Annotated in this window: 32 protein-coding genes; 9 read left to right on the forward strand and 23 right to left on the reverse strand. The window is 29.0% G+C overall.

The annotated features are described in order from the left end of the window. Positions 1–131: 131 nt before the first annotated feature. The 4 genes from L21TH_RS14375 to L21TH_RS11480 all read right to left on the reverse strand — a co-directional run bounded on the left by L21TH_RS14375 (position 132) and on the right by L21TH_RS11480 (position 1,692). On the reverse strand, positions 132–275 hold the full coding sequence (locus L21TH_RS14375) for a hypothetical protein (protein WP_155848378.1): 144 nt from the start codon (positions 273–275) through the stop codon (positions 132–134). 89 nt (positions 276–364) lie between these two features. Then, positions 365–916, reverse strand: a complete 552-nt coding sequence (locus tag L21TH_RS11470) for a rubrerythrin family protein (protein WP_006316469.1) — start codon at positions 914–916, stop codon at positions 365–367. A gap of 244 nt (positions 917–1,160) precedes the next feature. Continuing rightward, on the reverse strand, positions 1,161–1,445 hold the full coding sequence (locus L21TH_RS11475; protein WP_341349763.1) for an ArsR/SmtB family transcription factor: 285 nt from the start codon (positions 1,443–1,445) through the stop codon (positions 1,161–1,163). A 46-nt stretch (positions 1,446–1,491) separates the two neighbouring features. Continuing rightward, positions 1,492–1,692, reverse strand: coding sequence for a hypothetical protein (locus L21TH_RS11480; protein ID WP_006316474.1), 201 nt, complete (start codon positions 1,690–1,692; stop codon positions 1,492–1,494). Between the two features lie 80 nt (positions 1,693–1,772). On the opposite strand from L21TH_RS11480, the gene L21TH_RS11485 reads away from it, so the two are divergent. The 4 genes from L21TH_RS11485 (at position 1,773) to L21TH_RS11500 (ending at position 6,004) form a co-directional block, all read left to right on the forward strand. Then, positions 1,773–3,035, forward strand: coding sequence for a DUF1576 domain-containing protein (locus tag L21TH_RS11485; RefSeq protein WP_006316479.1), 1,263 nt, complete (start codon positions 1,773–1,775; stop codon positions 3,033–3,035). 3 nt (positions 3,036–3,038) lie between these two features. Next, a complete protein-coding gene (locus tag L21TH_RS11490) occupies positions 3,039–3,380 on the forward strand; it encodes a hypothetical protein (protein ID WP_006316481.1) in 342 nt (113 codons plus the stop codon). A gap of 121 nt (positions 3,381–3,501) precedes the next feature. After that, on the forward strand, positions 3,502–3,861 hold the full coding sequence (locus L21TH_RS11495; RefSeq protein WP_006316483.1) for an ArsR/SmtB family transcription factor: 360 nt from the start codon (positions 3,502–3,504) through the stop codon (positions 3,859–3,861). Positions 3,862–3,883: 22 nt separating this feature from the next. Next, complete coding sequence (locus tag L21TH_RS11500; RefSeq protein WP_006316485.1) at positions 3,884–6,004, forward strand: heavy metal translocating P-type ATPase; 2,121 nt, start codon at positions 3,884–3,886, stop codon at positions 6,002–6,004. A 66-nt stretch (positions 6,005–6,070) separates the two neighbouring features. Here L21TH_RS11500 and L21TH_RS11505 read toward each other — a convergent pair whose 3' ends face one another. Next, positions 6,071–6,778 (reverse strand): hypothetical protein, encoded by a 708-nt coding sequence (locus L21TH_RS11505; protein WP_006316487.1) that lies wholly within the window; start codon positions 6,776–6,778, stop codon positions 6,071–6,073. Between the two features lie 59 nt (positions 6,779–6,837). On the opposite strand from L21TH_RS11505, the gene L21TH_RS11510 reads away from it, so the two are divergent. The 4 genes from L21TH_RS11510 (at position 6,838) to L21TH_RS11525 (ending at position 8,591) form a co-directional block, all read left to right on the forward strand. Next, positions 6,838–7,020 (forward strand): spore coat associated protein CotJA, encoded by a 183-nt coding sequence (locus tag L21TH_RS11510; protein WP_006316489.1) that lies wholly within the window; start codon positions 6,838–6,840, stop codon positions 7,018–7,020. A gap of 27 nt (positions 7,021–7,047) precedes the next feature. Next, the gene (locus tag L21TH_RS11515) at positions 7,048–7,308 is read left to right on the forward strand and encodes a spore coat protein CotJB (RefSeq protein WP_006316498.1); all 261 of its coding nucleotides are present in this window, start codon (positions 7,048–7,050) and stop codon (positions 7,306–7,308) included. A 12-nt stretch (positions 7,309–7,320) separates the two neighbouring features. Then, the gene (locus L21TH_RS11520; protein WP_006316501.1) at positions 7,321–7,893 is read left to right on the forward strand and encodes a manganese catalase family protein; all 573 of its coding nucleotides are present in this window, start codon (positions 7,321–7,323) and stop codon (positions 7,891–7,893) included. A gap of 176 nt (positions 7,894–8,069) precedes the next feature. Continuing rightward, complete coding sequence (locus L21TH_RS11525; protein ID WP_006316503.1) at positions 8,070–8,591, forward strand: hypothetical protein; 522 nt, start codon at positions 8,070–8,072, stop codon at positions 8,589–8,591. 36 nt (positions 8,592–8,627) lie between these two features. Here the strand turns inward: L21TH_RS11525 and L21TH_RS11530 are convergent, their stop codons facing one another. The 12 genes from L21TH_RS11530 to L21TH_RS11585 all read right to left on the reverse strand — a co-directional run bounded on the left by L21TH_RS11530 (position 8,628) and on the right by L21TH_RS11585 (position 16,210). Then, a complete protein-coding gene (locus L21TH_RS11530; protein ID WP_155848380.1) occupies positions 8,628–9,059 on the reverse strand; it encodes a hypothetical protein in 432 nt (143 codons plus the stop codon). A 217-nt stretch (positions 9,060–9,276) separates the two neighbouring features. After that, complete coding sequence (locus L21TH_RS11535) at positions 9,277–9,468, reverse strand: hypothetical protein (RefSeq protein WP_034430020.1); 192 nt, start codon at positions 9,466–9,468, stop codon at positions 9,277–9,279. Next, positions 9,446–10,546, reverse strand: a complete 1,101-nt coding sequence (locus L21TH_RS11540; RefSeq protein WP_006316509.1) for a serine hydrolase domain-containing protein — start codon at positions 10,544–10,546, stop codon at positions 9,446–9,448. The genes L21TH_RS11535 and L21TH_RS11540 overlap by 23 nt, the downstream gene beginning before the upstream one ends. Further along, positions 10,528–11,010 (reverse strand): nucleotidyltransferase family protein, encoded by a 483-nt coding sequence (locus L21TH_RS11545; protein WP_006316510.1) that lies wholly within the window; start codon positions 11,008–11,010, stop codon positions 10,528–10,530. The genes L21TH_RS11540 and L21TH_RS11545 overlap by 19 nt, the downstream gene beginning before the upstream one ends. A gap of 18 nt (positions 11,011–11,028) precedes the next feature. After that, complete coding sequence (locus L21TH_RS11550) at positions 11,029–11,700, reverse strand: class I SAM-dependent methyltransferase (protein ID WP_006316512.1); 672 nt, start codon at positions 11,698–11,700, stop codon at positions 11,029–11,031. 67 nt (positions 11,701–11,767) lie between these two features. Beyond that, a complete protein-coding gene (locus L21TH_RS11555; RefSeq protein ID WP_006316514.1) occupies positions 11,768–12,766 on the reverse strand; it encodes a Trm112 family protein in 999 nt (332 codons plus the stop codon). Between the two features lie 236 nt (positions 12,767–13,002). Continuing rightward, positions 13,003–13,275 (reverse strand): hypothetical protein, encoded by a 273-nt coding sequence (locus L21TH_RS11560; RefSeq protein WP_006316517.1) that lies wholly within the window; start codon positions 13,273–13,275, stop codon positions 13,003–13,005. Between the two features lie 24 nt (positions 13,276–13,299). Then, on the reverse strand, positions 13,300–14,130 hold the full coding sequence (locus tag L21TH_RS11565; protein WP_006316519.1) for a metallophosphoesterase: 831 nt from the start codon (positions 14,128–14,130) through the stop codon (positions 13,300–13,302). 28 nt (positions 14,131–14,158) lie between these two features. Continuing rightward, the gene (locus L21TH_RS11570) at positions 14,159–14,749 is read right to left on the reverse strand and encodes a hypothetical protein (protein WP_006316521.1); all 591 of its coding nucleotides are present in this window, start codon (positions 14,747–14,749) and stop codon (positions 14,159–14,161) included. Between the two features lie 45 nt (positions 14,750–14,794). Next, positions 14,795–15,301 carry a GNAT family N-acetyltransferase gene (locus L21TH_RS11575; protein ID WP_006316523.1) on the reverse strand — a complete coding sequence of 169 codons (507 nt, stop codon included), beginning with the start codon at positions 15,299–15,301 and terminating at the stop codon, positions 14,795–14,797. Positions 15,302–15,358: 57 nt separating this feature from the next. After that, a complete protein-coding gene (locus L21TH_RS11580) occupies positions 15,359–15,745 on the reverse strand; it encodes a VOC family protein (RefSeq protein WP_006316525.1) in 387 nt (128 codons plus the stop codon). Between the two features lie 24 nt (positions 15,746–15,769). Then, positions 15,770–16,210, reverse strand: a complete 441-nt coding sequence (locus L21TH_RS11585) for a hypothetical protein (RefSeq protein WP_006316527.1) — start codon at positions 16,208–16,210, stop codon at positions 15,770–15,772. Positions 16,211–16,529: 319 nt separating this feature from the next. Between L21TH_RS11585 and safA the strand changes: the two genes are divergently transcribed. Then, positions 16,530–17,165 (forward strand): SafA/ExsA family spore coat assembly protein, encoded by a 636-nt coding sequence (gene safA, locus L21TH_RS15170; protein WP_006316529.1) that lies wholly within the window; start codon positions 16,530–16,532, stop codon positions 17,163–17,165. Between the two features lie 37 nt (positions 17,166–17,202). Here the strand turns inward: safA and L21TH_RS13875 are convergent, their stop codons facing one another. The 6 genes from L21TH_RS13875 to L21TH_RS11615 form a co-directional block, all read right to left on the reverse strand. Continuing rightward, positions 17,203–18,009, reverse strand: a complete 807-nt coding sequence (locus tag L21TH_RS13875) for a VanZ family protein (protein WP_006316531.1) — start codon at positions 18,007–18,009, stop codon at positions 17,203–17,205. Between the two features lie 88 nt (positions 18,010–18,097). Continuing rightward, positions 18,098–18,652, reverse strand: coding sequence for a histidine phosphatase family protein (locus tag L21TH_RS11600; RefSeq protein WP_006316533.1), 555 nt, complete (start codon positions 18,650–18,652; stop codon positions 18,098–18,100). 196 nt (positions 18,653–18,848) lie between these two features. Then, the gene (locus L21TH_RS11605; RefSeq protein ID WP_006316536.1) at positions 18,849–19,250 is read right to left on the reverse strand and encodes an arsenate reductase ArsC; all 402 of its coding nucleotides are present in this window, start codon (positions 19,248–19,250) and stop codon (positions 18,849–18,851) included. A 33-nt stretch (positions 19,251–19,283) separates the two neighbouring features. Then, positions 19,284–19,451 carry an arsenic resistance protein gene (locus tag L21TH_RS15245; protein WP_006316543.1) on the reverse strand — a complete coding sequence of 56 codons (168 nt, stop codon included), beginning with the start codon at positions 19,449–19,451 and terminating at the stop codon, positions 19,284–19,286. A gap of 56 nt (positions 19,452–19,507) precedes the next feature. Beyond that, positions 19,508–20,332 (reverse strand): ACR3 family arsenite efflux transporter, encoded by an 825-nt coding sequence (arsB, locus tag L21TH_RS11610; protein WP_006316564.1) that lies wholly within the window; start codon positions 20,330–20,332, stop codon positions 19,508–19,510. 22 nt (positions 20,333–20,354) lie between these two features. Beyond that, on the reverse strand, positions 20,355–20,669 hold the full coding sequence (locus tag L21TH_RS11615; RefSeq protein WP_006316565.1) for an ArsR/SmtB family transcription factor: 315 nt from the start codon (positions 20,667–20,669) through the stop codon (positions 20,355–20,357). Positions 20,670–20,806: the final 137 nt, after the last annotated feature.

The raw sequence follows: 20,806 nt of genomic DNA on the forward strand, positions 1-20,806 counted from the left end.
AAATCTCTACCTAGGCTTAAAAGAACTTATATACAATGCATAAAAATATAAATAAAAAAGCCTAGGTAATTCATACTTTACCTAGGCCAAATTTCTAGCTTAATTTTATACAGTTAAATTTAATAACTAAGCTAGTGGTAAAGATTACTTACTCGTTCTAAGTTAACATAATATTTGCTTTTAGACATACTAATCCCAAGGTCTTGTTGAATAAATGTTATAGCTGAATGTGAAGCTGGAAGTCTGTCTAAAGCTATATTAACTAGAACTTGCACCACTAACCCTCCTTACATTTATCACTTACTATATTTTATCATAACTTTCATTTATTTTTCAATATTTTTTGAATATTTCAATAGAACTCTTATTCACTAAATGCCTTAAATTTCTCTATCTTTGCACCACATACTGGGCATACATCAGGAGCCTCATCTATTGTAGTATACCCACAAATCTCACAAACATGCACACTATCTATGTTAAAATCTTTTCCTTCATCCACTGAGTCTTTTGCTTTTAAATAAAGCTCTGCATGTGTCTTTTCTGCTTCTAGAGCATAATGCATAAACCTAGCTGCCAATTTTTCTCCTTGCATTTCTGCTACTGCTTTATATGCTGGATACATTTGCTCTACTTCGAACATTTCACCATCTGCTGCAGCTTGTAAATTTTCTGAAGTAGTTCCTAACCCAAAACCTGATCCAGATGCAACTAAAAAGTCACCTTTTTCATCCTTTAAAGCTTCAAAGTGGTTACTTGCATGAACTTCTTCTGCATAAGATATAGCTCTGAAAAGTGTTGCTACATTTTTAAATCCCTCTTCCTCTGCTTTTTTAGCCCATACTCTATATCTCATATGAGCTTGACTTTCTCCTCCAAAAGCTGATCTTAAATTTTCTGCTGTCATTGCATTCATTATAAAAAACCCCCTTCATATTCTCCATGTTAATATACAACATATATGTACCCAATATGTTATATATTAAACAAGTGATATATGAAATAAATAAATAGATTTATATTTGACTCTTCAGCAGCTCCATCAACAATTAATACTTTTTTCCATCTTCTCCACCTGCCCTTTCATTTGTATATTAGAATATTTGAATATTCTTGTTAAAAAATAAACAATTTCGAGCATATTAAAAGATTAATATGCTCTACAAGAAAACTTCAATAATTTTTCTAACCTCTTCATTAGTTAAATAATAGTATATCTCAACACCATTTCTTCTACCTTCAACAATCCCTGCTGCCTTTAATTTTGCCAAATGCTGTGATACTGTAGATTGCGGTGCTCCTAAACAATTCTGCATATTAGTAACATTACAACCATTTTCTTCTGAAAGTTTCTTTACAATACACAATCTAATCGGATGAGAAATCGCTTTAAGTATTTCTGCTTTTTTCTCTAGTTCTCTTCTTAAATCAATTATCTCTTTAATGGCTCATCACCTCGATATAATTCAATATAATCTTTATATTGTAATATTACGATATGATTAAAAAATTGTCAAATTTATATTTTTTATTTCTTTTATTCGTTTTGTATGTTACAATGGAATCAGCAAACCTTTTCATTATTTTACCTAATTTATTCTTATTTTTTCTTATTTTATTAACGTCCTCTTTATTTGTAAAATGCATTTCTTCTCTATCTATATCATATCTTATCATAGATACTTTATTCATTATCCTTCTTTTTTCATAATTGCTAATTAAATAAAGATAATATATATAAACTTACAAATATATCATAGGAGGGTGTAGTTTTGCTGAAAACAAAACTTAATACTAAACAATTAACTGAAAAACAGAAAATTTCAGTCCTTATGATTTTACCTTTATCGATGCTAGTATTAGCATTTGTTTTTGATACTCCTGTAGATATCATTAAAGGACTTTATAAAATAATAATACATCCTGATATATTATTGACTGATTATATAAAGGTGGGTGGAATAGGAGCTGCCTTTTTCAACTCTGCAATATTAACATTATTGAACATTTATATTTTACGAAAAAACAATATAAGTGTTAATGGTATTTCAATGGCAGCGATATTTATTATAGCTGGATTTGCTTTTTTTGGTAAGAATTTATTTAATGTATGGGCTATATATCTTGGTGGATTTATTTATACAAAATATCAAGGTAGAAAATTCAAAAACGTAGCTATAGTATCTATGTTTGGTACTGCTTTAGCTCCTTTAGTAAATGAAATAGCTTATGGCACTAATTTACCATTCCCATTTAATATAATTTTAGGTGTATCAGTTGGTATTTTAGTAGGTTTCGTACTACCACCACTTTCATCACATTTCTTAAGAACCCATGATGGATATAGTCTTTATAATATAGGGTTTACTGCTGGTTTTATTGGAGCTATAATAATGTCAATAATGAAAAGCTATGGTTTTATAGGAGAAAGTACATTAATACTATCCTCAGAATATGACTTGATTTTAAAGATATTTCTTACTTCATTTTTTATAATTTTAATAGTCATAGGTTATTTTCTAAACAACAGAAGCTTTAAGGGTTATAGTGATATATTATGGTTTACAGGAAGACTTATTACTGACTTTACCCATCTAGTTGGTATAGGTATTACATTAATTAATATGGGTATTATGGGCCTTATAGGTATGATTTATGTTATAATATCTAATGGAGTGGTAAATGGACCTGTAATCGGTGGCTTATTAACAATAGTCGGTTTTTCAGCCTTTGGTAAACATCCTAGAAACTGTATCCCTATTCTGGTAGGTGTATATCTGGCAGGTATGACTGGAATTTGGGAAACTAATTCAACTGCTTTAATTATAGCTGGATTATTTGGTACTACTTTAGCTCCTATTGCAGGGGAATATGGATGGTTCAGTGGTATTTTAGCTGGATTTTTCCATTTATCTCTTGTTATGAACGTAGGTTATTTACACGGAGGATTAAATCTTTATAATAACGGATTTTCAGGTGGTATAGTTGCTTCAATGTTAGTTCCCATAATTGATGCATTTAGGAAGGGAGATTAGATTATGAAACATGAGATTAAAAGAATATCTAAAATTCTTGATGAACTAGTTACTTTTTGCTTTCTTCATGGCACCAATGAAATGAATGTAAATATTGAAAACCATAATGAATACTTTAAGATTAGTTTTGTAATTGACAACATCGACTGTACAGATAGAAGAGTTCAAGAACTTAAAAAACTTTTAAATAGCCCTCGTCAAGAAGAAATAGAAGAATATTACTGGGAGCTTGCAGGAGAATGCGACAGTGACACAGAGTTCACACTAGTAGGAGCAATGGTAGATAGGGCTGAGGTAGAATTTAAAGGTACATCATTATATCTTACTCTATACAGGTATAGATAATATCTAGACCTAAAGGCGACTTCTTAGTCGTCTTTTTTTATTGACAGTTATAGTTAAAAGCAATATAATATAACTAACATATGAATACTTGTTCATATATTCATATAAGGAGGTATTGATAATGAAAAAAAACATTGAGGTTTGCAGTTGTAATATCATTCATCAACATACCGTTGATAATGTTAAAAACTCTATGCCTGAAGAATCTAAACTAAAAGAATTAGCTGAGTTCTTTAAAGTTTTTGGTGATAATACAAGAATTAAAATATTGTATGCTTTATCTTCATCTGAAATGTGCGTGTGTGATTTAGCAGCTCTATTAGATGTTACACAATCAGCAGTGTCCCATCAATTACGAATTTTAAAGCAAGCTAGACTTGTTAAATACCGTAGGGAAGGTAAAGTTATATACTATTCTCTAGACGATAATCATATAAAAGAAATTTTTAAGTCTGGTCTAGAACATATAAACGAGAAATAAATGTAGCTGAGGGGGTATCGTTGTGAGTTCAAATATTAGAAAAGAATATATATTAGATGGACTTATATGTGCCAGTTGTGCACAAAAGATAGAAAATAAAATTAGTAATTTAAATCACGTAAAAAAAGTAAATATTAATTTTGCAACAGGTAAATTAACAATAGAAGTTTATGATAACAAAACCCTAGATATAATTACTAAAAAAGCAAAAGGAATTATAAGAGAAATTGAGCCAAATGTTAAAGTTATAGAAACGAATAAATCTTATGAGTTTAAAAATAACTTTGAGAATAACTTATTTAATTTAAAAATATTTATACTAGATATTATAGGAATATTAATCTTTCTTATAGCTACATTTGCTAACCTCACCTCTCCTGTTGAATTAACTTTATATTTAACAAGCTACTTACTAATAGGTAGAAAAGTATTATCAAATGCTTATAGAAATATATTAAAGAAACAATTGTTTGATGAAAATTTCCTTATGACTCTTGCAACCATTGGCGCCTTTATAATAAAAGAATTTCCAGAGGCAATAATGGTTATGCTTTTTTATCAGATAGGTGAGTATTTACAAGGTCTCGCAGTCAATAATTCTAAAAAATCTATCAAGTCATTACTAAACCTAAGACCTGACTATGTGAATCTAAAATTAAATGATAAGATTAAACAGGTATCACCTGAAAAAGTAAATATAGGTGATATTATAGTAATTAAACCAGGTGAAAAAATTCCATTAGATGGAGTAATCATTGATGGAGAATCCTTCGTTGACACATCTATGCTTACTGGTGAATCAGTCCCTAGAAAAGTAAGAAATGGTGATGAAATTTTAAGTGGTTTTATTAATACTAACAGTATATTAACTATAAAAGTAACTAAAAACTATGAACAATCTACAGCACAAAAAATAATTGAATTAGTAGAAAATGCAAGTAGTAAAAAAGCTCCAACCGAACGTTTTATTACAAGATTTTCAAGATACTATACACCTATTGTAGTTTTATTAGCTTTAACAATAGCTTTTTTACCTCCCCTTTTAGTCAAAGAAGCTACTTTTTCTAATTGGTTATATAGAAGTTTAATATTCTTAGTAGTATCTTGTCCTTGTGGACTTGTACTTTCAGTACCTTTAGGTTTCTTTGGTGGAATCGGTAGTGCATCTAAAAATGGTATATTAGTCAAAGGTGGAAATTATTTAGAAGCATTAAATGATGTTGAAATAGCTGTATTTGATAAAACAGGAACTCTTACAAAAGGAGTATTTGAAGTAAGTAAAATAAAACCTGATGGCAATATAACTAAAGAACAATTGCTAGAATTAGCAGCTTATGCTGAAAGCTACTCTAATCACCCTATTGCTAAATCTATTATTAAATCTTATGGTTTATCTATTGACCAAACTAAGATACAAAAGTATAACGAAATACCAGGACATGGTATAATTTCAGTTATACAAAATACAAAAATTGCAATAGGAAATGCAAAGTTAATGAAGAAACAAAGTGTTAAATATAAAAATGTTAATGAAATAGGTACTATTGTTCATATTGCATTAGATGATAAATATGCAGGATATATAGTAGTTGCTGATGCAATAAAAGAAGACTCCTTTAAAGCGTTAAATAAACTAAAAAGCCTAGGAATTAAAAAGAATGTGATGCTTACAGGTGATAATAAATCTACTGCTATAAAAGTTAAAGAAAAATTAAATATTGATGAAGTATATTATGAACTTTTACCTGACGAAAAGGTTGAAAAACTAGAAGCCTTATATAATCAAAAATCCCCACATAAAAGACTTATGTTCATAGGAGATGGTATAAATGACGCTCCTGTTATTGCTAGAGCAGATATCGGTTTAGCTATGGGAGGACTAGGGTCTGATGCAGCAATAGAGGTAGCTGATATTGTTATAATGACAGATGAACCTTCTAAAATAGTAACTGCAATAAAGATAGCAAGAAAAACAAAAACTATAGTATGGCAAAACATAATATTTGCCCTCACTATAAAAATAGCAGTTTTATTATTAGGTACTATTGGAATGGCTTCAATGTGGCAGGCGATATTTGCTGATGTAGGAGTAGCACTATTAGCTGTAGTAAATGCAATGAGAATTTTGAGATTTAAGAAATGATTAAATTTGGTAATAAATAGAAGTCTTTAAAAATATATGGGCTGATTATATCCAGCCCATATATTTTTATATAAACTCCGTTAATTCCCTTTCCTTTAACTCCTCTTCAATTAATCCATTTTGTGTTTCATTATACAGTTCAATAAGATTAATATTATCTAGTTTCTTTACAATTTTCTCTTTGCTTAATGGTAATTTCCTATACATAAGCTCCTTAGCTACCATCTCGTCCTCGGGCTTAAAATAGTCAAGCATTAAGTCACTATCTCTAAGATTTTTAAGCACTTTAACCCTTCTCAATAATTCTTCTGAATACAATCCCCTTTTAGTAAGTTCATCCATTATTAATTCACTATTAGTATCTAAATACTTTCTCATTAGTTTATATCCATCAGTGGACTTAAGTTGTTTTTCTATTTGTAAGTTGTTTATATCAATATCTCTTCTTATTAACTCGTATTTTATAAGTTCTTCCGTATCCTCTATATATTTATTTATCAGTTCTATATCATCCTTTGACTTCAATGCATTTTTAGTATCAACTAATTTCTTTATAGAATCAAGTTCCTCCTTTGTTAAAATCTCCTGTTCAAGCAAATCTATATTTTCAAATATAAATTCTTCACCACTTTCTTCAAAAGTCTTTTCCTTTAATTGTTCTATTGTAGCATTTCTTTTTTCCTTATATGCTTTTTCTGTATAATAGTTATTTTTATACATTTTATTATACAAAGCTTTTTTATTCAATTCCTTTAAACATTCAATCACAACCATATAACAATATACGTAAAATATAGTAGTGCTAAATGAAAACTTCATAGGGAGGTAATATAATGGAAAATCAAATGTATCCAAACTGTAATCAACCTATAATGCAGCCTGAGTTTAGATTAGCTCGTGCATATATTCCATTTCAAGTAATGGGAATGGTTTATGACTGTGAAAAGGCTCTAAAAAGAGGGACACTATTCCCAGAGCTGTATATACCATACAAGTATGAACATAAATATAAATAAATTGTGTTTTTAAATGGAGGTGTATTTATGAAAAAAAATCAATTAGAACTATTAAAGGAATTAATGGAAGTTAGCTTTTGCTTAGTTGAAAGTAATCTATATTTAGATACCCATCCAACTGACGATAGAGCTATAAGACTTCATAATTCATACTCTAAAAGATATAAGGAGCTTGTAGATGCATATCAAAAACAATTCGGTCCTTTAATGTACACTCAAATGAGTAGGTGTCCTTGGCAATATATCGAAAGCCCATGGCCTTGGAATATAGACTATAGTCGATTATAAGGAGGTAAGAATATGTGGATTTATGAAAAAAAGTTACAATATCCCGTTAAAGTAGACTGTTGTAATCCAGCCCTAGCAGCTATGATATTAGAACAATTTGGTGGAGCCGATGGAGAATTATCAGCAGCTTTAAGATATTTATCCCAAAGGTGGGCTATGCCTACTAATGAAGCTAAAGGTATACTTACTGATATAGGAACTGAAGAACTGGCTCATTGGGAAATAATAGGTACTATAGTATGGAAATTAATAAAGGATGCTCCTGTTAAAGAAATAAAGGGAACTCCTTTAGAACCTTATTATACAAATCATGGTAGAAACTTATATCCTGCCAATGCTGCAGGTGTACCTTGGACTGCCGCTTACATTCAATCAAAGGAAGACCCTATTGCAAACTTGCATGAAGATATGGCCGCAGAACAAAAAGCTAGGGCTACTTATGAAAAGCTTATTCAAATTAGTGATGACCCTGGTGTAACAGATGCCCTTAGATTCTTAAGACAAAGAGAAGTTGTTCATTTCCAAAGATTCGGCGAAACACTTATGATAGTACAAGAAGAAAAGGATAGAAAAAAATATTATTAAGTTAAAGTCAAGGGTGCAGTTCACTGCACCCTTGACTTTTATATCTTTTCAATATGTACCATACGCTCATTCAACCATTTTACATAATTTCACATTTAATCTGTTGTAAAGTTTATGGTAATATATTATAATGATGGTGTATTATGGTTTAATAGTTATAAAAGTAGGTGATTTTTTTGCTCGAGAAGTTTTTGTTAATAGTTGCTATTTTAGTGGCTTTTGTTGTAGGATATGAGTCTTTATCAGATATTGGAGTGTTCAATGAAAGAGGTACTTTTAAAGAACTTGTATTAGATGAATACTTAAATAAAGCTAGTGGTAAAACTTTTGATGAAATTTCTATAACAAATCATAACTCAAGAGACTATGAAAGGAGGAGCAGTAAGGATATAACTGTTATTAATGATTTTCTATCTAATTTTAATAAATTTCAAATTGTCGAAACTAAAGAAACATCATACTTTAAATATACAATATATCTCTCTAACAATGATACAATGGAGAATATAGTAATACATATACTAGGTGATAATCTTCTTTTTGTTAATATTAATCACCTTGCTATAAAAGAAGATAAGGAAAAGAAAATTAAAACTTACAAGCTTGTAGATAACCGTCACACTTATAAAATAGTAAATGATAGTATAGATTTCAACTATTTAAATCAATTGTTCTACTCTTTAAGCGAAGATGAATAATGCTATAGACATAATTTAACCTTATTTTCCTTATCATTACTCCTCACTTATTCCTGCTCTTCTTAATTTATTAATTGCATTTAAAATCCCCTTTGTCCCTAATAATAACCATATTCCTATTAACAGCTGAACTATATCACTTCCTAGTCTACCTTTAAATCTAGCTATTGAAGGATTTACACTCTCCATCTCCATCCCTAATGAAATCATGTGTTTTAATTCTACGGATGTAGTTATAATTTTAGGTATCGAAAATATTACTAATATAAGTCCAACTATAGAAAAAGCTATATACTGTAATTTATTATAATCAATGTCTATATCCTTTTCTGCCTTTAAATCCTTTGTCATAAGATTTGATATTTTTTCTGAAAAAGTCCAAAGTATAATACTGAGAATTAATAATAAGATTGTCGATAGTAAAACTGGTAATATAGTATTAAATGGTTTTATACCTACACTTCCCATAAAAAGTGGATAAATAATAGATGGTAAAAATAAAATAAATCTGATAAAAGTGAAAATAGCAAAAATTCTACATGAAATCTTGCTATATTTTTATAATTCATAGTTTGTCCTCCTTTTACTCCTTGATTATTTATTCGATATCTTTAATAATAACAAGTGTACCCGAAACCGATAATCATTAATATATTTACAAACGTAAATATATCTATTTTTCACTTTACTTTCTGCTTATTAAAGAAAATACTAATAATATTACGAATATCAAAACTAACGGAGGTATAGAAGCACTAACAAACATACCAGCTCTCATATCAAAATATTGTCTTATAATATAACCTACAAACAATAGAACTATGACCAAAATTCCTAGTATCATCAATACTTTCCTATATGTATCTTTTATCTTCATTTTTACTCTCCCTACTAATTAAACTTTGAATCTCCTTAGCAATATCCCATGTACCAAACTCTATATTTCCTATAATGGTAACTTCTATATTATATTTAGGATATACTGAAGACATCATGCTCACACCTGGGTCTTCTCCCATAATATAATATTTAAATATTTCATTATCTTTTTTTGATATCCAAACACCATATCCATAGTTAAAATCACCCTTTACATTAATATGAGGTTTTAACATAGTCTTAGTTGCTTTCTTACTTAAAATTTTATTTGTAAATATACCGTTCCATATTTTCGACAAGTCTCTAACTGTTGTATAAGCACCACCATCTGGACCCCCTATTATAGGTATGGAGTAAATGTTAGTTTTCCACTCACCTGATTTTTCTTTAATATATCCATTCGCTGTATTAATTGGCAATCTGTCCAATGAAAAGTATCCAGAGTCAAACATTTCACATGGTTCAAAAATATTTTTCTCAATATATTCTGAAAATTCAACCCCTGTTTGTTCTTCAACTACTAGTCCTAGTAGTATATAACCTGCATTATTATATTTGAACCTATCCCCAGGAGTGAAATCCATATTTCTATTTTGAAACATAGGTAAGAAGTCTTTAGGAGTTTTAATATTATACATAGGTCTTTCATTCCAAAGCTCCGAAAAATCATTCATAACTTCTTCATCAAAGTAATCCGGAATACCTGAACTATGGGTTAATAAATGGTGTATAGTAATATTTGAATCAAATTTAGGAAAATCAATATTTAAACAATCTTTTAACTTAGTTTCAAAGCTTATTGTTCCTTTATCCGCTAATTGACATATAGCTATAGCGGTAAATAATTTGCAGCCTGAAGCAATTCCAAATTTAGTATCTATGTTATTTAAAACTTTATAGCTTCTATTTGCATATCCAAAGGCTTGTTTATATATCTCATTTCCCTTTTCCTTTATAAATACAACTCCTGAAAAATCCTTCTTCTTATCCACAATATCTTTTATATTGCTAATTTCTAATCTCATATTCCCAAACCCTTTCATAAAATTTTTTATTTCTACTCTTTTCTTTCCCATACACTTATAAGAGGATAAATCCACTTAATGTCAATACCTATATTCGATACATACCCTGAAAATTCTTTTTGTAGCTTATACAAGCCTATACAATCAGTACCTTTACTGCAATAATCTTTCACATCTGATTCCTCATAGTTCAAGCATTTTAAGTTACAGTTATTAATATCAAAAACTGCAGCTGTATCTAATTCAACTTTTCCTTTCCATTTTCTCATTGTAGTATCTAGTACCTCTTTCAAAATTACTTCTTCTTTTCCATTAGACTTTATTTTTTTAATGTCAACCAAAAGTGATAAATCAATATCAGAATCTGGCCTATAATTACCTGCTAGTCCCCTCGATCCAGTTAATATTACCTTATAAACATATGGATGTACTGTTAAATTTGAATCCTTAAGAATTTCATATGTCTTTGGTAGTCGGTTCTTTATTTTTTCACTAATTTTTATAATTCCGTCCATGTTTTTAATCCTCCATATTTACTTTGTAGCAACAAATATTTTGTTCTCATCTGCTCTGTGAATAACTTCTACACTTTTAAATCCTGCTTCTTTTAATAATCTTATTTGTTTTTCTTCTGTCATTGGTATATCTATGTGATATAATTCATTTTCGTCTACTTTTTTCATTTGCTCTTTATAGTTTCTCAAAAATTCTTTCTCTTCTTTCTCGTTAACAACATAGTCGCCTTCAATATACTTTCCTTCTTCAGTCAGGCTGTCTTTTATTCTCCTGTATAAATCCATCTTTTCTTCTTCTAACCAATGGTGCATAGTCATAACTGAAATAACATAATCGTACCTTTCTTCTTCAAAAGGATAGGTTAAATATGAATCCTTTATAAGTGTTATTTGTTCGTTATGGCTTTGATATTTATCTTTCAGTTTATTAAGCATTTCTTCTGATAAGTCTATACCAACAACTAACAAGTTAGGAGCTTTTTTAAAAATCCAATCTAATTCCAATCCAGTTCCACAGCCTAAATCTAAAATCTTTATCTGTTCTTCTGTCGCTTCAATAGGTTCTGCAATTTTACTGTACAATTCTTCAAATGAATCAACGTTATTTCTCATATGCTCATCATATCCGTCAGCTCTAATTTCAAAAAAACTTTTCATTTCTTCTGGTTTTTTATTTGTATTATCACTCATCTGTATCTCCTCTCCTTTACCAAAAGGCTGTAAATACTTTTAATTTTTTGATAAACTACATCACTTGTTACTCTGCAATTAACACAGCCCACTCAAGCTCTGTTTCTTTTACAGGTAATCCATCTATCTGAGCTTCCTTGATTATTTTTCCAGTTGGTGTTGGTTTAGCTAAACCTTTACATTTATTCACTAGTTCTACTTTCCAATCAGCTTCATTAAAACTATTTATTGCAATATTTTCAAATGCAAATGTTTCAACACCTAATTCGTAAATAATGTCCGTATTTTCATTGTCAACCTCAGGATAAAAATGAATTACTGATATTAATTTTCCACTTACTATACGTCTAAGTTCTTTTAATAAGTTTTTAGGCTTTTCAATATTGGATAATCCTAAATTTGTCGTTAGTATATTAACTGCTCCATCTTTAAAAGGCGTAATTCTAGCATCAAAAGAAATCAGGCTAATTTTATCGTATAAACCTAATTGTTTTAAATCCAATCTACTATGCCGTAATACACGAGGACTAAAATCAGTAGCCACGATAAAATTGTCAGTTTTTTTAGCTAGCTCTTCAACAAGATAACAACGTCCAGAAGCCAAATCCACTATAGGTTGATTTGTAGATTGAACACTATTACAAACATATTCAATTTGCTTATCCCAGCAACTAACATAATCCTCTGTATATATACCTTTTACTGCAACTTTAAATGCTTTATTCGCTTCACTATACTTACCCCATTCTTCTAAAACCATCCCCCTAATAAATTGGTCTGCAGGTGAAAGTTCTTCTAAAGGAGAATTCATTAGCTGTTTTTCAATTTTAGGATTTTCCTTTAGATATTCAGTTAAATGAGTGCTACCTTGCTCCCATAAGTCATTACGTGGTAACTTAGGTGTTAAAAATATACCAATCTCATCTTTAATAGGATAACTTGCTCCACAAGCATTGCAATAGGCTTCACCTTCAATAATTCTTTCTTTACTTTCTTTATTTATAGTCCAGTCAAGTTCATTATGACATATTGGACATTCTAGCATCTCCATTAAATATTTATGCATCCCCATTCCCCCTTGTTATAAATTTAGAAATAATATTTTGGTTTACACTAATCTTCTTTTATCTTAAATTTATTAAACATAATATTCTTATTTTGAATTAAGATAATAAAAAAGCATAACTACCAATTTGTATAATTAATTCATTAGGAAATGATATATTAACTATTCCTTAGGTTTTTAATAAAGCTACAGACCATATTGCCCATGAACTAAGAAAAGTTAAGTTTATATATTACTTAAAATTCCTTATACACACCTACACCACTAAGTAAAATTCCTAAACCACCTATAAGTGATACAATTATTCCACTTGTACGATGATTTTCTATAGCGGATTCAAGAATAATAAGATATTTATCAGTACTCATTGAACCGCCATGTCTTCGTATTGCTTCAGCTCCCTCTATTTGTCCAACATTAACAGAACTAAATATCATATTTAATCCTATAATAAATACCACTATCGCTAATATCAATACACCTATAGATATTATCCTTTTCTTATTCATATAAACACCTCCTATTAGCTTTTTTCACTCTCTTTTTAAAGTAATTACCACTACTTCTGGTCTATTAAACAATCTTTGAGGAAATAAGCTATTACCTAAGCCTCTATTTACTATCATTTGTAAGTTACCTTTTTCATAAAAACCACCTGTATATTTAGGTATTAGCCCTTGGTCAGGTGCTACTAATCCACCTATAAAAGGTAATCTAATCTGTCCTCCATGGGCATGACCTGTAAGTGCAAGGTCAATATGATACTCACTATAATATTTTATTTTCTCAGGCCTGTGGGAAAGTAATAAAGTAAAATCTGATTTATTTATTTTGCTTGTTAAATCCTCTAATACTTGTTTATATTCAATAACGCTTTGAAAATATGCATAGTCGTTTACACCTATGATATTAACTTTAGAATTTCCTTGTTTTACTTCTACCCGTTGATTCTTTAATACATTTACTTTATATTTAGCTAACTTCTTTTCAAGGTCATTAAATTTCCCAGACCATTCTTCATGATTACCGGTAACGTAATAAACAGGAGCTATTTGGGTAAGTTGACTTACAAGAATTAAACTAGGTGTTTCATTATATCTTCGTCTATCAATTATATCTCCCGTTATAACAATAATATTTGGATTTATTTTTTTCACAAGTTTCACAAGTTTTTCTTGATTTTCTCCAAAGCTTTTATTATGAAGGTCTGATAATTGTACAATTTTATAGTTTATAAAATCCTCAGGTATGTCTCGATTTTTTATGTTGTAATATGTTATCTGTATAGCATTATTCTCGTAATATAAAAATATTGCTATTAATATGATTAGTATAATAAGCGCTACTAATTTAATATACTGCATATATTCACCTCTAATTGGCTTTAATATACTATTTACTGTTTATATATTGGTTCAATAAAATATAATCTTCATTAGCACTAGGAATAATTTCATGATTAAATACATATTTACTAATGTTAGGATTTTCTTGTCCTGTCTCATCTGAATAAAGCTTTGAATGTATATCCTCAAGATATTTTTTCAATTCACTTAAATATGCCCTTTCACTTTGATTTATTTTATAGTCATTTAAAAATGCAGTAATTTTATTCCCTTCATACTCTGTTCCATATGAAATCACGTTAGAAACTAATTTAAAAAATGTTGTACCACGTGAATTTACTCCTTCAATATAAAATGCACTCTCACTTAATAAATGGTCAGCTTCATTTAAAAAATATACTAACCTCATAATTTTCTTATTTAATTGCTCACTGATTAATTGCTCATTTAGTATTTCATCTAAGATGTTTATAGAATAGTTTACACTGAAATAAAAATGATTTAAAAAAATTTCATATTTATAGCTTTCTTTCTGTTTATACCTATAATATTGATAATTAAAATAAGAGCTAATTATTAATAATACTATTAATAGGATAATAATTTTCTTGAACTTACGTATTTTTTTGGACTCCAAAATCATCCTCCTTATTTATGAATAAAAAATTATTATATTTCTAATTTAATACTTCTTTAAATTAAATCCTAATATTTCTACTTCATCTTGTTTATTCAATTTTTTATCATAATTCTTTCTTAACTGAATTAAATTGAGGTGGTCAAAGCCACATTCTGTGTAAAATTCCATTGCACTTGTATTCCGTGGTATAACATCAACAAACATTGAAACTATACCTCTTTCCTCCATAATCTTGTCTAATTTATTCATAGCATATCTTCCAATACCTTTTCCTCTGTATTCTTCTGCAATATATAAGTCTTCTAACCAAGCTACATCTTGTCCTCCATATCTAACATATAAAAATCCTACTACTTCTCCATCCAAAAGGATGTTATAAGCACTTCCCTTACTTAGCCATTCATTTAAAGCTTTTTTTCCTTCTTCAAGTGTATGCCAATACTTTTTTGGAGCATTATTTAATTTTCTATGATAATTCATTAGTTCTGTAACCATTTTAGCTGTAATTATAAACATATCATCATTAAGTTCTTTTATTGATATATTCATTTTTATCCCCCTTGAATTTACTTTAATTGTTGAACATAATTGATAAATAAATGCTAATTAATTTAAATCTGAAAAGATTTCATGGATGTTTCCATCTGGGTCAGCAAACAAAACTGTTCTTTGATTCCACGGCATATTTGTCGGTGGTTGAATTCCTTTAACCCCTTTTGAAATTAACTTATCATATGTAATATCTACATCATCTGGACTTTCACATGGAAATGCTAATTCTAGTATTTGACCACTACACTCTTTCTTAAAATCATGGCTATAATTATACATAACCTTTCTCATACAGATAGCAAATCTAACACCATCATTTTCAAATTCCAAATATTCTCCAAGGTCTAACTTGATTTTAAATCCAAGTACCTTATTATAAAACTCCTTCATTTTATCTATATTATTAGTCCATATTGTAATTAAACTAATTTTTGTTTTCATTTATTCATTTCTCCCTTTTGTAATTTACTTTAATTTATAGTTTAAGTTTATAGTTTCTTCTGTTATAACCTTTATATCTGTAATAAAAGGTTCAAGCTCTATGATATCTGTTTTATTTAGACCTTTAGTATCAATAATTATTTTTCCTTCAACTTCAATAGTTTCATTAGAATTAATATGTTTATTTACTTCTACTATTTCTGCTTTTAAAACTTTATCCTTAATATTTTCACTGATAATAGGCTCTACTGATTTTATATATAGAGATTTAGGATTTTCATTTGTTATGTCTATATAATATGAATATCTAGTTTTATCTAAGCTATTCCCATTTTCAGCCCCTATGCTAGAACTCCAATTATAAACCTTTAATCCTACTTTTGTCTCTTTACTTGCACATCCAGTTAACAATATAAAAGTAATTGAAGCACAAACAATTATTATTTTTAATGTTTTTTTATTCAAATTAATTCCTCCTATTTAATCTCACTAACTCCTATTCTATAATCCCCTATCAATATATATAGACTCTATTTTAAACAAATAGTTGCATAAATTTATTCGAATTTTTCTTAATTTTGTATTTTTAATGTGGAGTATTTTCTTTTCTATATTCTACTTCTATAATCACCTATATTTTCCCTTCTATGTAAAAATTACAACTTAATTTATAGTAATATAAATGTTATACTCGATATATGTCTTTTCTAGTAAATGACCTTATCAAAATCTTCCCATTATGATAAAAGGCCGACCTCATAATAAAATGAAGGAGGTTTTAATCATGAATAAAATTTTAAAGAAATTTGTTTTCACTGGGATTATAGTTGTTTTATTATTTGCATATATGAGTACAAGCTTTGCACAAACTGATATAAAAACTGTTCATACAGTTAGATATGGAGATACTTTATGGAAAATAGCAGTACGTTATGAAGTTGGATTATCAGAAATAATTAATGCTAACCCTCATCTAGAAAATCCAGACTTAATATATCCAGGTCAAAGAATCAACATCCCTAATTTTGATGATGTAAAAGCAAAGGAAATGGAAGTTATTAGATTAGTAAATGCTGAAAGAGCAAAACATGGATTAAAGCCACTTGCATATAATTGGGAACTATCAAGGGTTGCACGTTTCAAATCTAAAGATATGGCTCAAGTGGGATACTTCAGTCACACATCTCCAACTTATGGTAGTCCATTTAAGATGATGAAAGACTTTGGTATTAATTACTCTTATGCAGGTGAAAACATTGCAATGGGATACAGAACACCAGAAGATGTAATGAAAGGTTGGATGAATTCTCCTGGTCATAGAAGAAATATATTATCACCTAACTTCTCACAAATAGGTGTAGGATATGCTGTTAACAATCAAGGTACACCTTACTGGACTCAAATGTTTATTCATCAATAAAATGGGCATCTAATGGAACCCGTTAAGGGTTCCATTATTATATCTTAAACATTAACTCATTTATGTTCTTATGTCTCTTTTTATAAAGCCATTCTATAGTTAGAAGCGTACTAAGTCCAATTAATTCACCTATAAAATTAAGAATTACATCGTCAATATCACTAATACCAGTAGCACTAATATATTGCACTATTTCAATTATTATTGGTATCGATAATAATACAATTAAGCTTTTGTATGCATTCTTTATGTGAATTCCCACTATAAAACCAATTGGTATAAAAAGCAAAATGTTACCAAATATATTTATTATAGCAATTCTACTGTTTACATAGGCTGCATTAGTTAAATAGGGTGTTATCGTTTTAAATGGTTGTAAGCTTATTCCTCTAGTATAAATTCTAACTCTATAATAAAAAAATAAAAAATATGATAAAAGAATAAAATAACTTGATATAAAATAATAACTTAAGTACTTAATATAATCATTAAAGTTTAAAGTATCAGGTTCTAAAAATTTATAAACTATAACTGGTATATTAAGACCAACGTAGGTTAGTAAATAAATCATTAGATTTTCTCTGTCGAAGATATATGCATGTTTGAAAAACACTAAATAAATCGCCATAAATACAAATAGTATTGTAGAGGCAAGAGTCATTATTAAGTTGTTTATTGGATTTTTTGTTAAGTACATAACTAATGTACCCAATAAAATAGCTAAAACAAATATTGAAAGTAGCCCTATTTTTGAGTTGAAAATCCCAGAAAAAATATATCCAACAACTAGTAACATCAATCCTAATAAAACAAATATTACTTTCTTATATATGGACTTTAGCATTTGTTCACCACCAAAACTCTTATTAATCAGCTTTAATTTACATTAAGAGAATATAGTTTATCATAATCACTATTTAATATATATAATACTATATTTCAAATCTCTTAATCTTTCGTAGCTCTTTTTCATTAAAAACTAATAAAACTATATCTGGCATTTTAAGTGTCTTCCAAAAACTAAAATCATAGCTTTTGTCGAAATAATTTAAAATAACTGACAACCAAGTTCCATGGGTTCCAAGCACTATATTTTCACCTTCATATCTTTCCAATAAATCAAATATAACATTAATACCCCTCTTTTGTACTTGATTTAAAGATTCACCACCTTCTAAGTGAAAATCAAAATCCTCCCATTGTTGGTTTATAAAAGACTCAAAATCTTCAATAAACTCATTAGCTACTTTTCTTTCTCTACAATCGTGTATCTTTTCTATTTCAATATTTTTATCTAGTGCAACACCAATTATTGTGTCAATCGCTCTCAAATAGGGACTTGATACTATTTTAGTAATTAGCTTATCTTTAAAAAAGCTTGTAACTTTCTCAACATCTTTTCTACCCTTCTCAGATAATGGTCTTATTAAATCATCTGGAATATATTTAACCTCAGCATGTCTTACCAAGTAAATATTTGTAGCCATTTTATTTCCCCCCTTTGCAACGACTCAAAAGTAAATTTAACTTTACTACCTTTTGAATAATTTGATGTATTTTTTAGTACTTCTTTATAATTTCTATATTTTTCCCTTATATCCTTCATTAGTTAGTAAAATAATCTATATATGCCTTTGATGTTTGGCAAAAAATAAAATCAAGGGCTATTAAAACCCTTGATTTTTATTCCATTTCCTTTTTTGCTTTTTCTATAAGCTCAACAACCTTTTCTTTAATAATATCCCTTGTTTTTCTAAAGCCCTCAATTGGACCCCCTGATGGGTCTTCAAGGCCCCAGTCCTCTTGATGCTCACATGGTATATATGGGCAAACTACTCCGCAGCCCATAGTAATTAAATAATCCACCTCTTCAGGTATATCAGTTAATAGTTTAGGGTAATGGCCACTCATATCAATACCCACTTCTTCCATAACTTGAACTGCTTTAGGTTTAACCTCTGGGTATTCTTCAGTGCCTGCAGAATATACTTCTAGTACATCACTTCCTAAATGTTTTGCCCAAGCTTCTGCCATTTGTGACCTACATGAGTTATGAACACAAATAAAAGCCACTTTTTTCTTCATAGTTTTCCTCCTCATCATTAAAATACTTTATTGTTAGTTAAACCAGTGTCTTGTATTATTTGCTATCTTCACAAGAGTTAGCATTAATGGTACTTCTACTAATACTCCAACAACTGTTGCTAAAGCTGCTCCTGATTCAAGACCAAAAAGAGATATTGCTACTGCAACAGCTAATTCAAAGAAATTACTTGCTCCAATCATTGAAGCAGGTGCTGATATATTATGAGGTAATTTCCATAGTTTAGCCCACCCATAAGCTATGAAAAAATAAAGAAAGTTTGAACTATAAGTGGTACTGCTATTAAAGCTATATGTAGTGGGTTGTTTATAATTACTTCTCCTTGGAATGAAAAGATTATGATTAATGTTAGTAAAAGCCCTATGATAGTTATATTGTCAAACTTTTTTAAGAATATTTTTTGGAAATATTCTTCTCCTTTATTCTTAATTATATATTTTCTAGATAAATAACCTCCTGCAAGTGGAATAACAACAAATAATACAACAGACAGAAATAATGTATCATATGGTATAGTTACATTACTAACCCCAAGAAGTAATGCAACAATTGGTGTAAATGCAAATAAAAGTATTATATCATTTACCGCTACTTGTACAACTGTGTAAGCAGGGTCTCCTTTTGTTAAATGGCTCCATACAAACACCATAGCTGTACATGGAGCTGCTCCTAAAAGAATCGCTCCAGCCAAATATTCAGAAGCTAACTCTTGACTTATAAAGGATTTAAAAACAACATTCAAGAAAAAATTTGCAATCAAATACATTGTAAAGGGTTTAATAAGCCAGTTTACAACACAAGTTACTGTAAGACCCTTAGGCTTTTTAGTAGCTTCAATAATACTATTGAAATCAACCTTCAGCATCATAGGATATATCATAAGCCAAATTAAAATTGCTACTGGAATTGATACATTAGCATATTCAAGTTTACTTAAGTTTTGTGGAATAATAGGTAATAACTGTCCTATTACAACTCCAACTAATATACAAAGGGCAACCCAAATTGATAAATATTTTCCGAAAAAATCTAAACCTGTTGATTGCTCTTTTACTTTTTCCATCAGCGCTTCCCTCCTCTAAATATTATTTTAATTTGCAGCTTGTGCTTACCTTTTTACAAATACAATCTTCTTTATCAGAAGTTAAGTATTTAATATAGTTACATAATTCGTCAATATTATCGTTGTTTATAGAATATTTCATCCATTTTCCTTCTTTTCTTCCTTTTACTAGACCTGCTTTCTGTAATATTTTCATATGATGAGATATAGTCGGCTGAGTGAGCTCTAACCCTTCTATTATTTCACATGCACACATTTCTCCACATGAAAGCATATCTAAAATCATAAGTCTATTAACGTCCGCTAAAGCTTTAAATATTTCAACTTTTTCTTTCATACGTATATCCCCTCCCATTACATATAGATATATTTAAATGTGTCTATGTATAGAGTAACATAACCCATACAATATTTCAATAAAAAATGCGGCCGTAGGCCGCTTTATCTTTGCCCACTACTTTTCGTCTATTTTAT

It is taken from the genome of Caldisalinibacter kiritimatiensis (assembly GCF_000387765.1).
Classification (GTDB): Bacteria; Bacillota; Clostridia; order Tissierellales; family Caldisalinibacteraceae; genus Caldisalinibacter; species Caldisalinibacter kiritimatiensis.

What these genes read in the sequence shown, in the direction of transcription:
- L21TH_RS11470 (WP_006316469.1), bottom strand. Translation starts at nt 916, where the DNA reads ATGAATGCAATGACAGCAGAAAATTTAAGATCAGCTTTTGGAGGAGAA.
- L21TH_RS11480 (WP_006316474.1), bottom strand. Translation starts at nt 1,692, where the DNA reads ATGAATAAAGTATCTATGATAAGATATGATATAGATAGAGAAGAAATG.
- L21TH_RS11490 (WP_006316481.1), top strand. Translation starts at nt 3,039, where the DNA reads ATGAAACATGAGATTAAAAGAATATCTAAAATTCTTGATGAACTAGTT.
- L21TH_RS11495 (WP_006316483.1), top strand. Translation starts at nt 3,502, where the DNA reads ATGAAAAAAAACATTGAGGTTTGCAGTTGTAATATCATTCATCAACAT.
- L21TH_RS11505 (WP_006316487.1), bottom strand. Translation starts at nt 6,778, where the DNA reads ATGGTTGTGATTGAATGTTTAAAGGAATTGAATAAAAAAGCTTTGTAT.
- L21TH_RS11510 (WP_006316489.1), top strand. Translation starts at nt 6,838, where the DNA reads ATGGAAAATCAAATGTATCCAAACTGTAATCAACCTATAATGCAGCCT.
- L21TH_RS11515 (WP_006316498.1), top strand. Translation starts at nt 7,048, where the DNA reads ATGAAAAAAAATCAATTAGAACTATTAAAGGAATTAATGGAAGTTAGC.
- L21TH_RS11520 (WP_006316501.1), top strand. Translation starts at nt 7,321, where the DNA reads ATGTGGATTTATGAAAAAAAGTTACAATATCCCGTTAAAGTAGACTGT.
- L21TH_RS11530 (WP_155848380.1), bottom strand. Translation starts at nt 9,059, where the DNA reads ATGGGAAGTGTAGGTATAAAACCATTTAATACTATATTACCAGTTTTA.
- L21TH_RS11535 (WP_034430020.1), bottom strand. Translation starts at nt 9,468, where the DNA reads ATGAAGATAAAAGATACATATAGGAAAGTATTGATGATACTAGGAATT.
- L21TH_RS11540 (WP_006316509.1), bottom strand. Translation starts at nt 10,546, where the DNA reads ATGGGAAAGAAAAGAGTAGAAATAAAAAATTTTATGAAAGGGTTTGGG.
- L21TH_RS11545 (WP_006316510.1), bottom strand. Translation starts at nt 11,010, where the DNA reads ATGGACGGAATTATAAAAATTAGTGAAAAAATAAAGAACCGACTACCA.
- L21TH_RS11550 (WP_006316512.1), bottom strand. Translation starts at nt 11,700, where the DNA reads ATGAGTGATAATACAAATAAAAAACCAGAAGAAATGAAAAGTTTTTTT.
- L21TH_RS11555 (WP_006316514.1), bottom strand. Translation starts at nt 12,766, where the DNA reads ATGCATAAATATTTAATGGAGATGCTAGAATGTCCAATATGTCATAAT.
- L21TH_RS11560 (WP_006316517.1), bottom strand. Translation starts at nt 13,275, where the DNA reads ATGAATAAGAAAAGGATAATATCTATAGGTGTATTGATATTAGCGATA.
- L21TH_RS11565 (WP_006316519.1), bottom strand. Translation starts at nt 14,130, where the DNA reads ATGCAGTATATTAAATTAGTAGCGCTTATTATACTAATCATATTAATA.
- L21TH_RS11575 (WP_006316523.1), bottom strand. Translation starts at nt 15,301, where the DNA reads ATGAATATATCAATAAAAGAACTTAATGATGATATGTTTATAATTACA.
- L21TH_RS11580 (WP_006316525.1), bottom strand. Translation starts at nt 15,745, where the DNA reads ATGAAAACAAAAATTAGTTTAATTACAATATGGACTAATAATATAGAT.
- safA (WP_006316529.1), top strand. Translation starts at nt 16,530, where the DNA reads ATGAATAAAATTTTAAAGAAATTTGTTTTCACTGGGATTATAGTTGTT.
- L21TH_RS13875 (WP_006316531.1), bottom strand. Translation starts at nt 18,009, where the DNA reads ATGCTAAAGTCCATATATAAGAAAGTAATATTTGTTTTATTAGGATTG.
- L21TH_RS11600 (WP_006316533.1), bottom strand. Translation starts at nt 18,652, where the DNA reads ATGGCTACAAATATTTACTTGGTAAGACATGCTGAGGTTAAATATATT.
- L21TH_RS11605 (WP_006316536.1), bottom strand. Translation starts at nt 19,250, where the DNA reads ATGAAGAAAAAAGTGGCTTTTATTTGTGTTCATAACTCATGTAGGTCA.
- L21TH_RS15245 (WP_006316543.1), bottom strand. Translation starts at nt 19,451, where the DNA reads ATGATTGGAGCAAGTAATTTCTTTGAATTAGCTGTTGCAGTAGCAATA.
- arsB (WP_006316564.1), bottom strand. Translation starts at nt 20,332, where the DNA reads ATGGAAAAAGTAAAAGAGCAATCAACAGGTTTAGATTTTTTCGGAAAA.
- L21TH_RS11615 (WP_006316565.1), bottom strand. Translation starts at nt 20,669, where the DNA reads ATGAAAGAAAAAGTTGAAATATTTAAAGCTTTAGCGGACGTTAATAGA.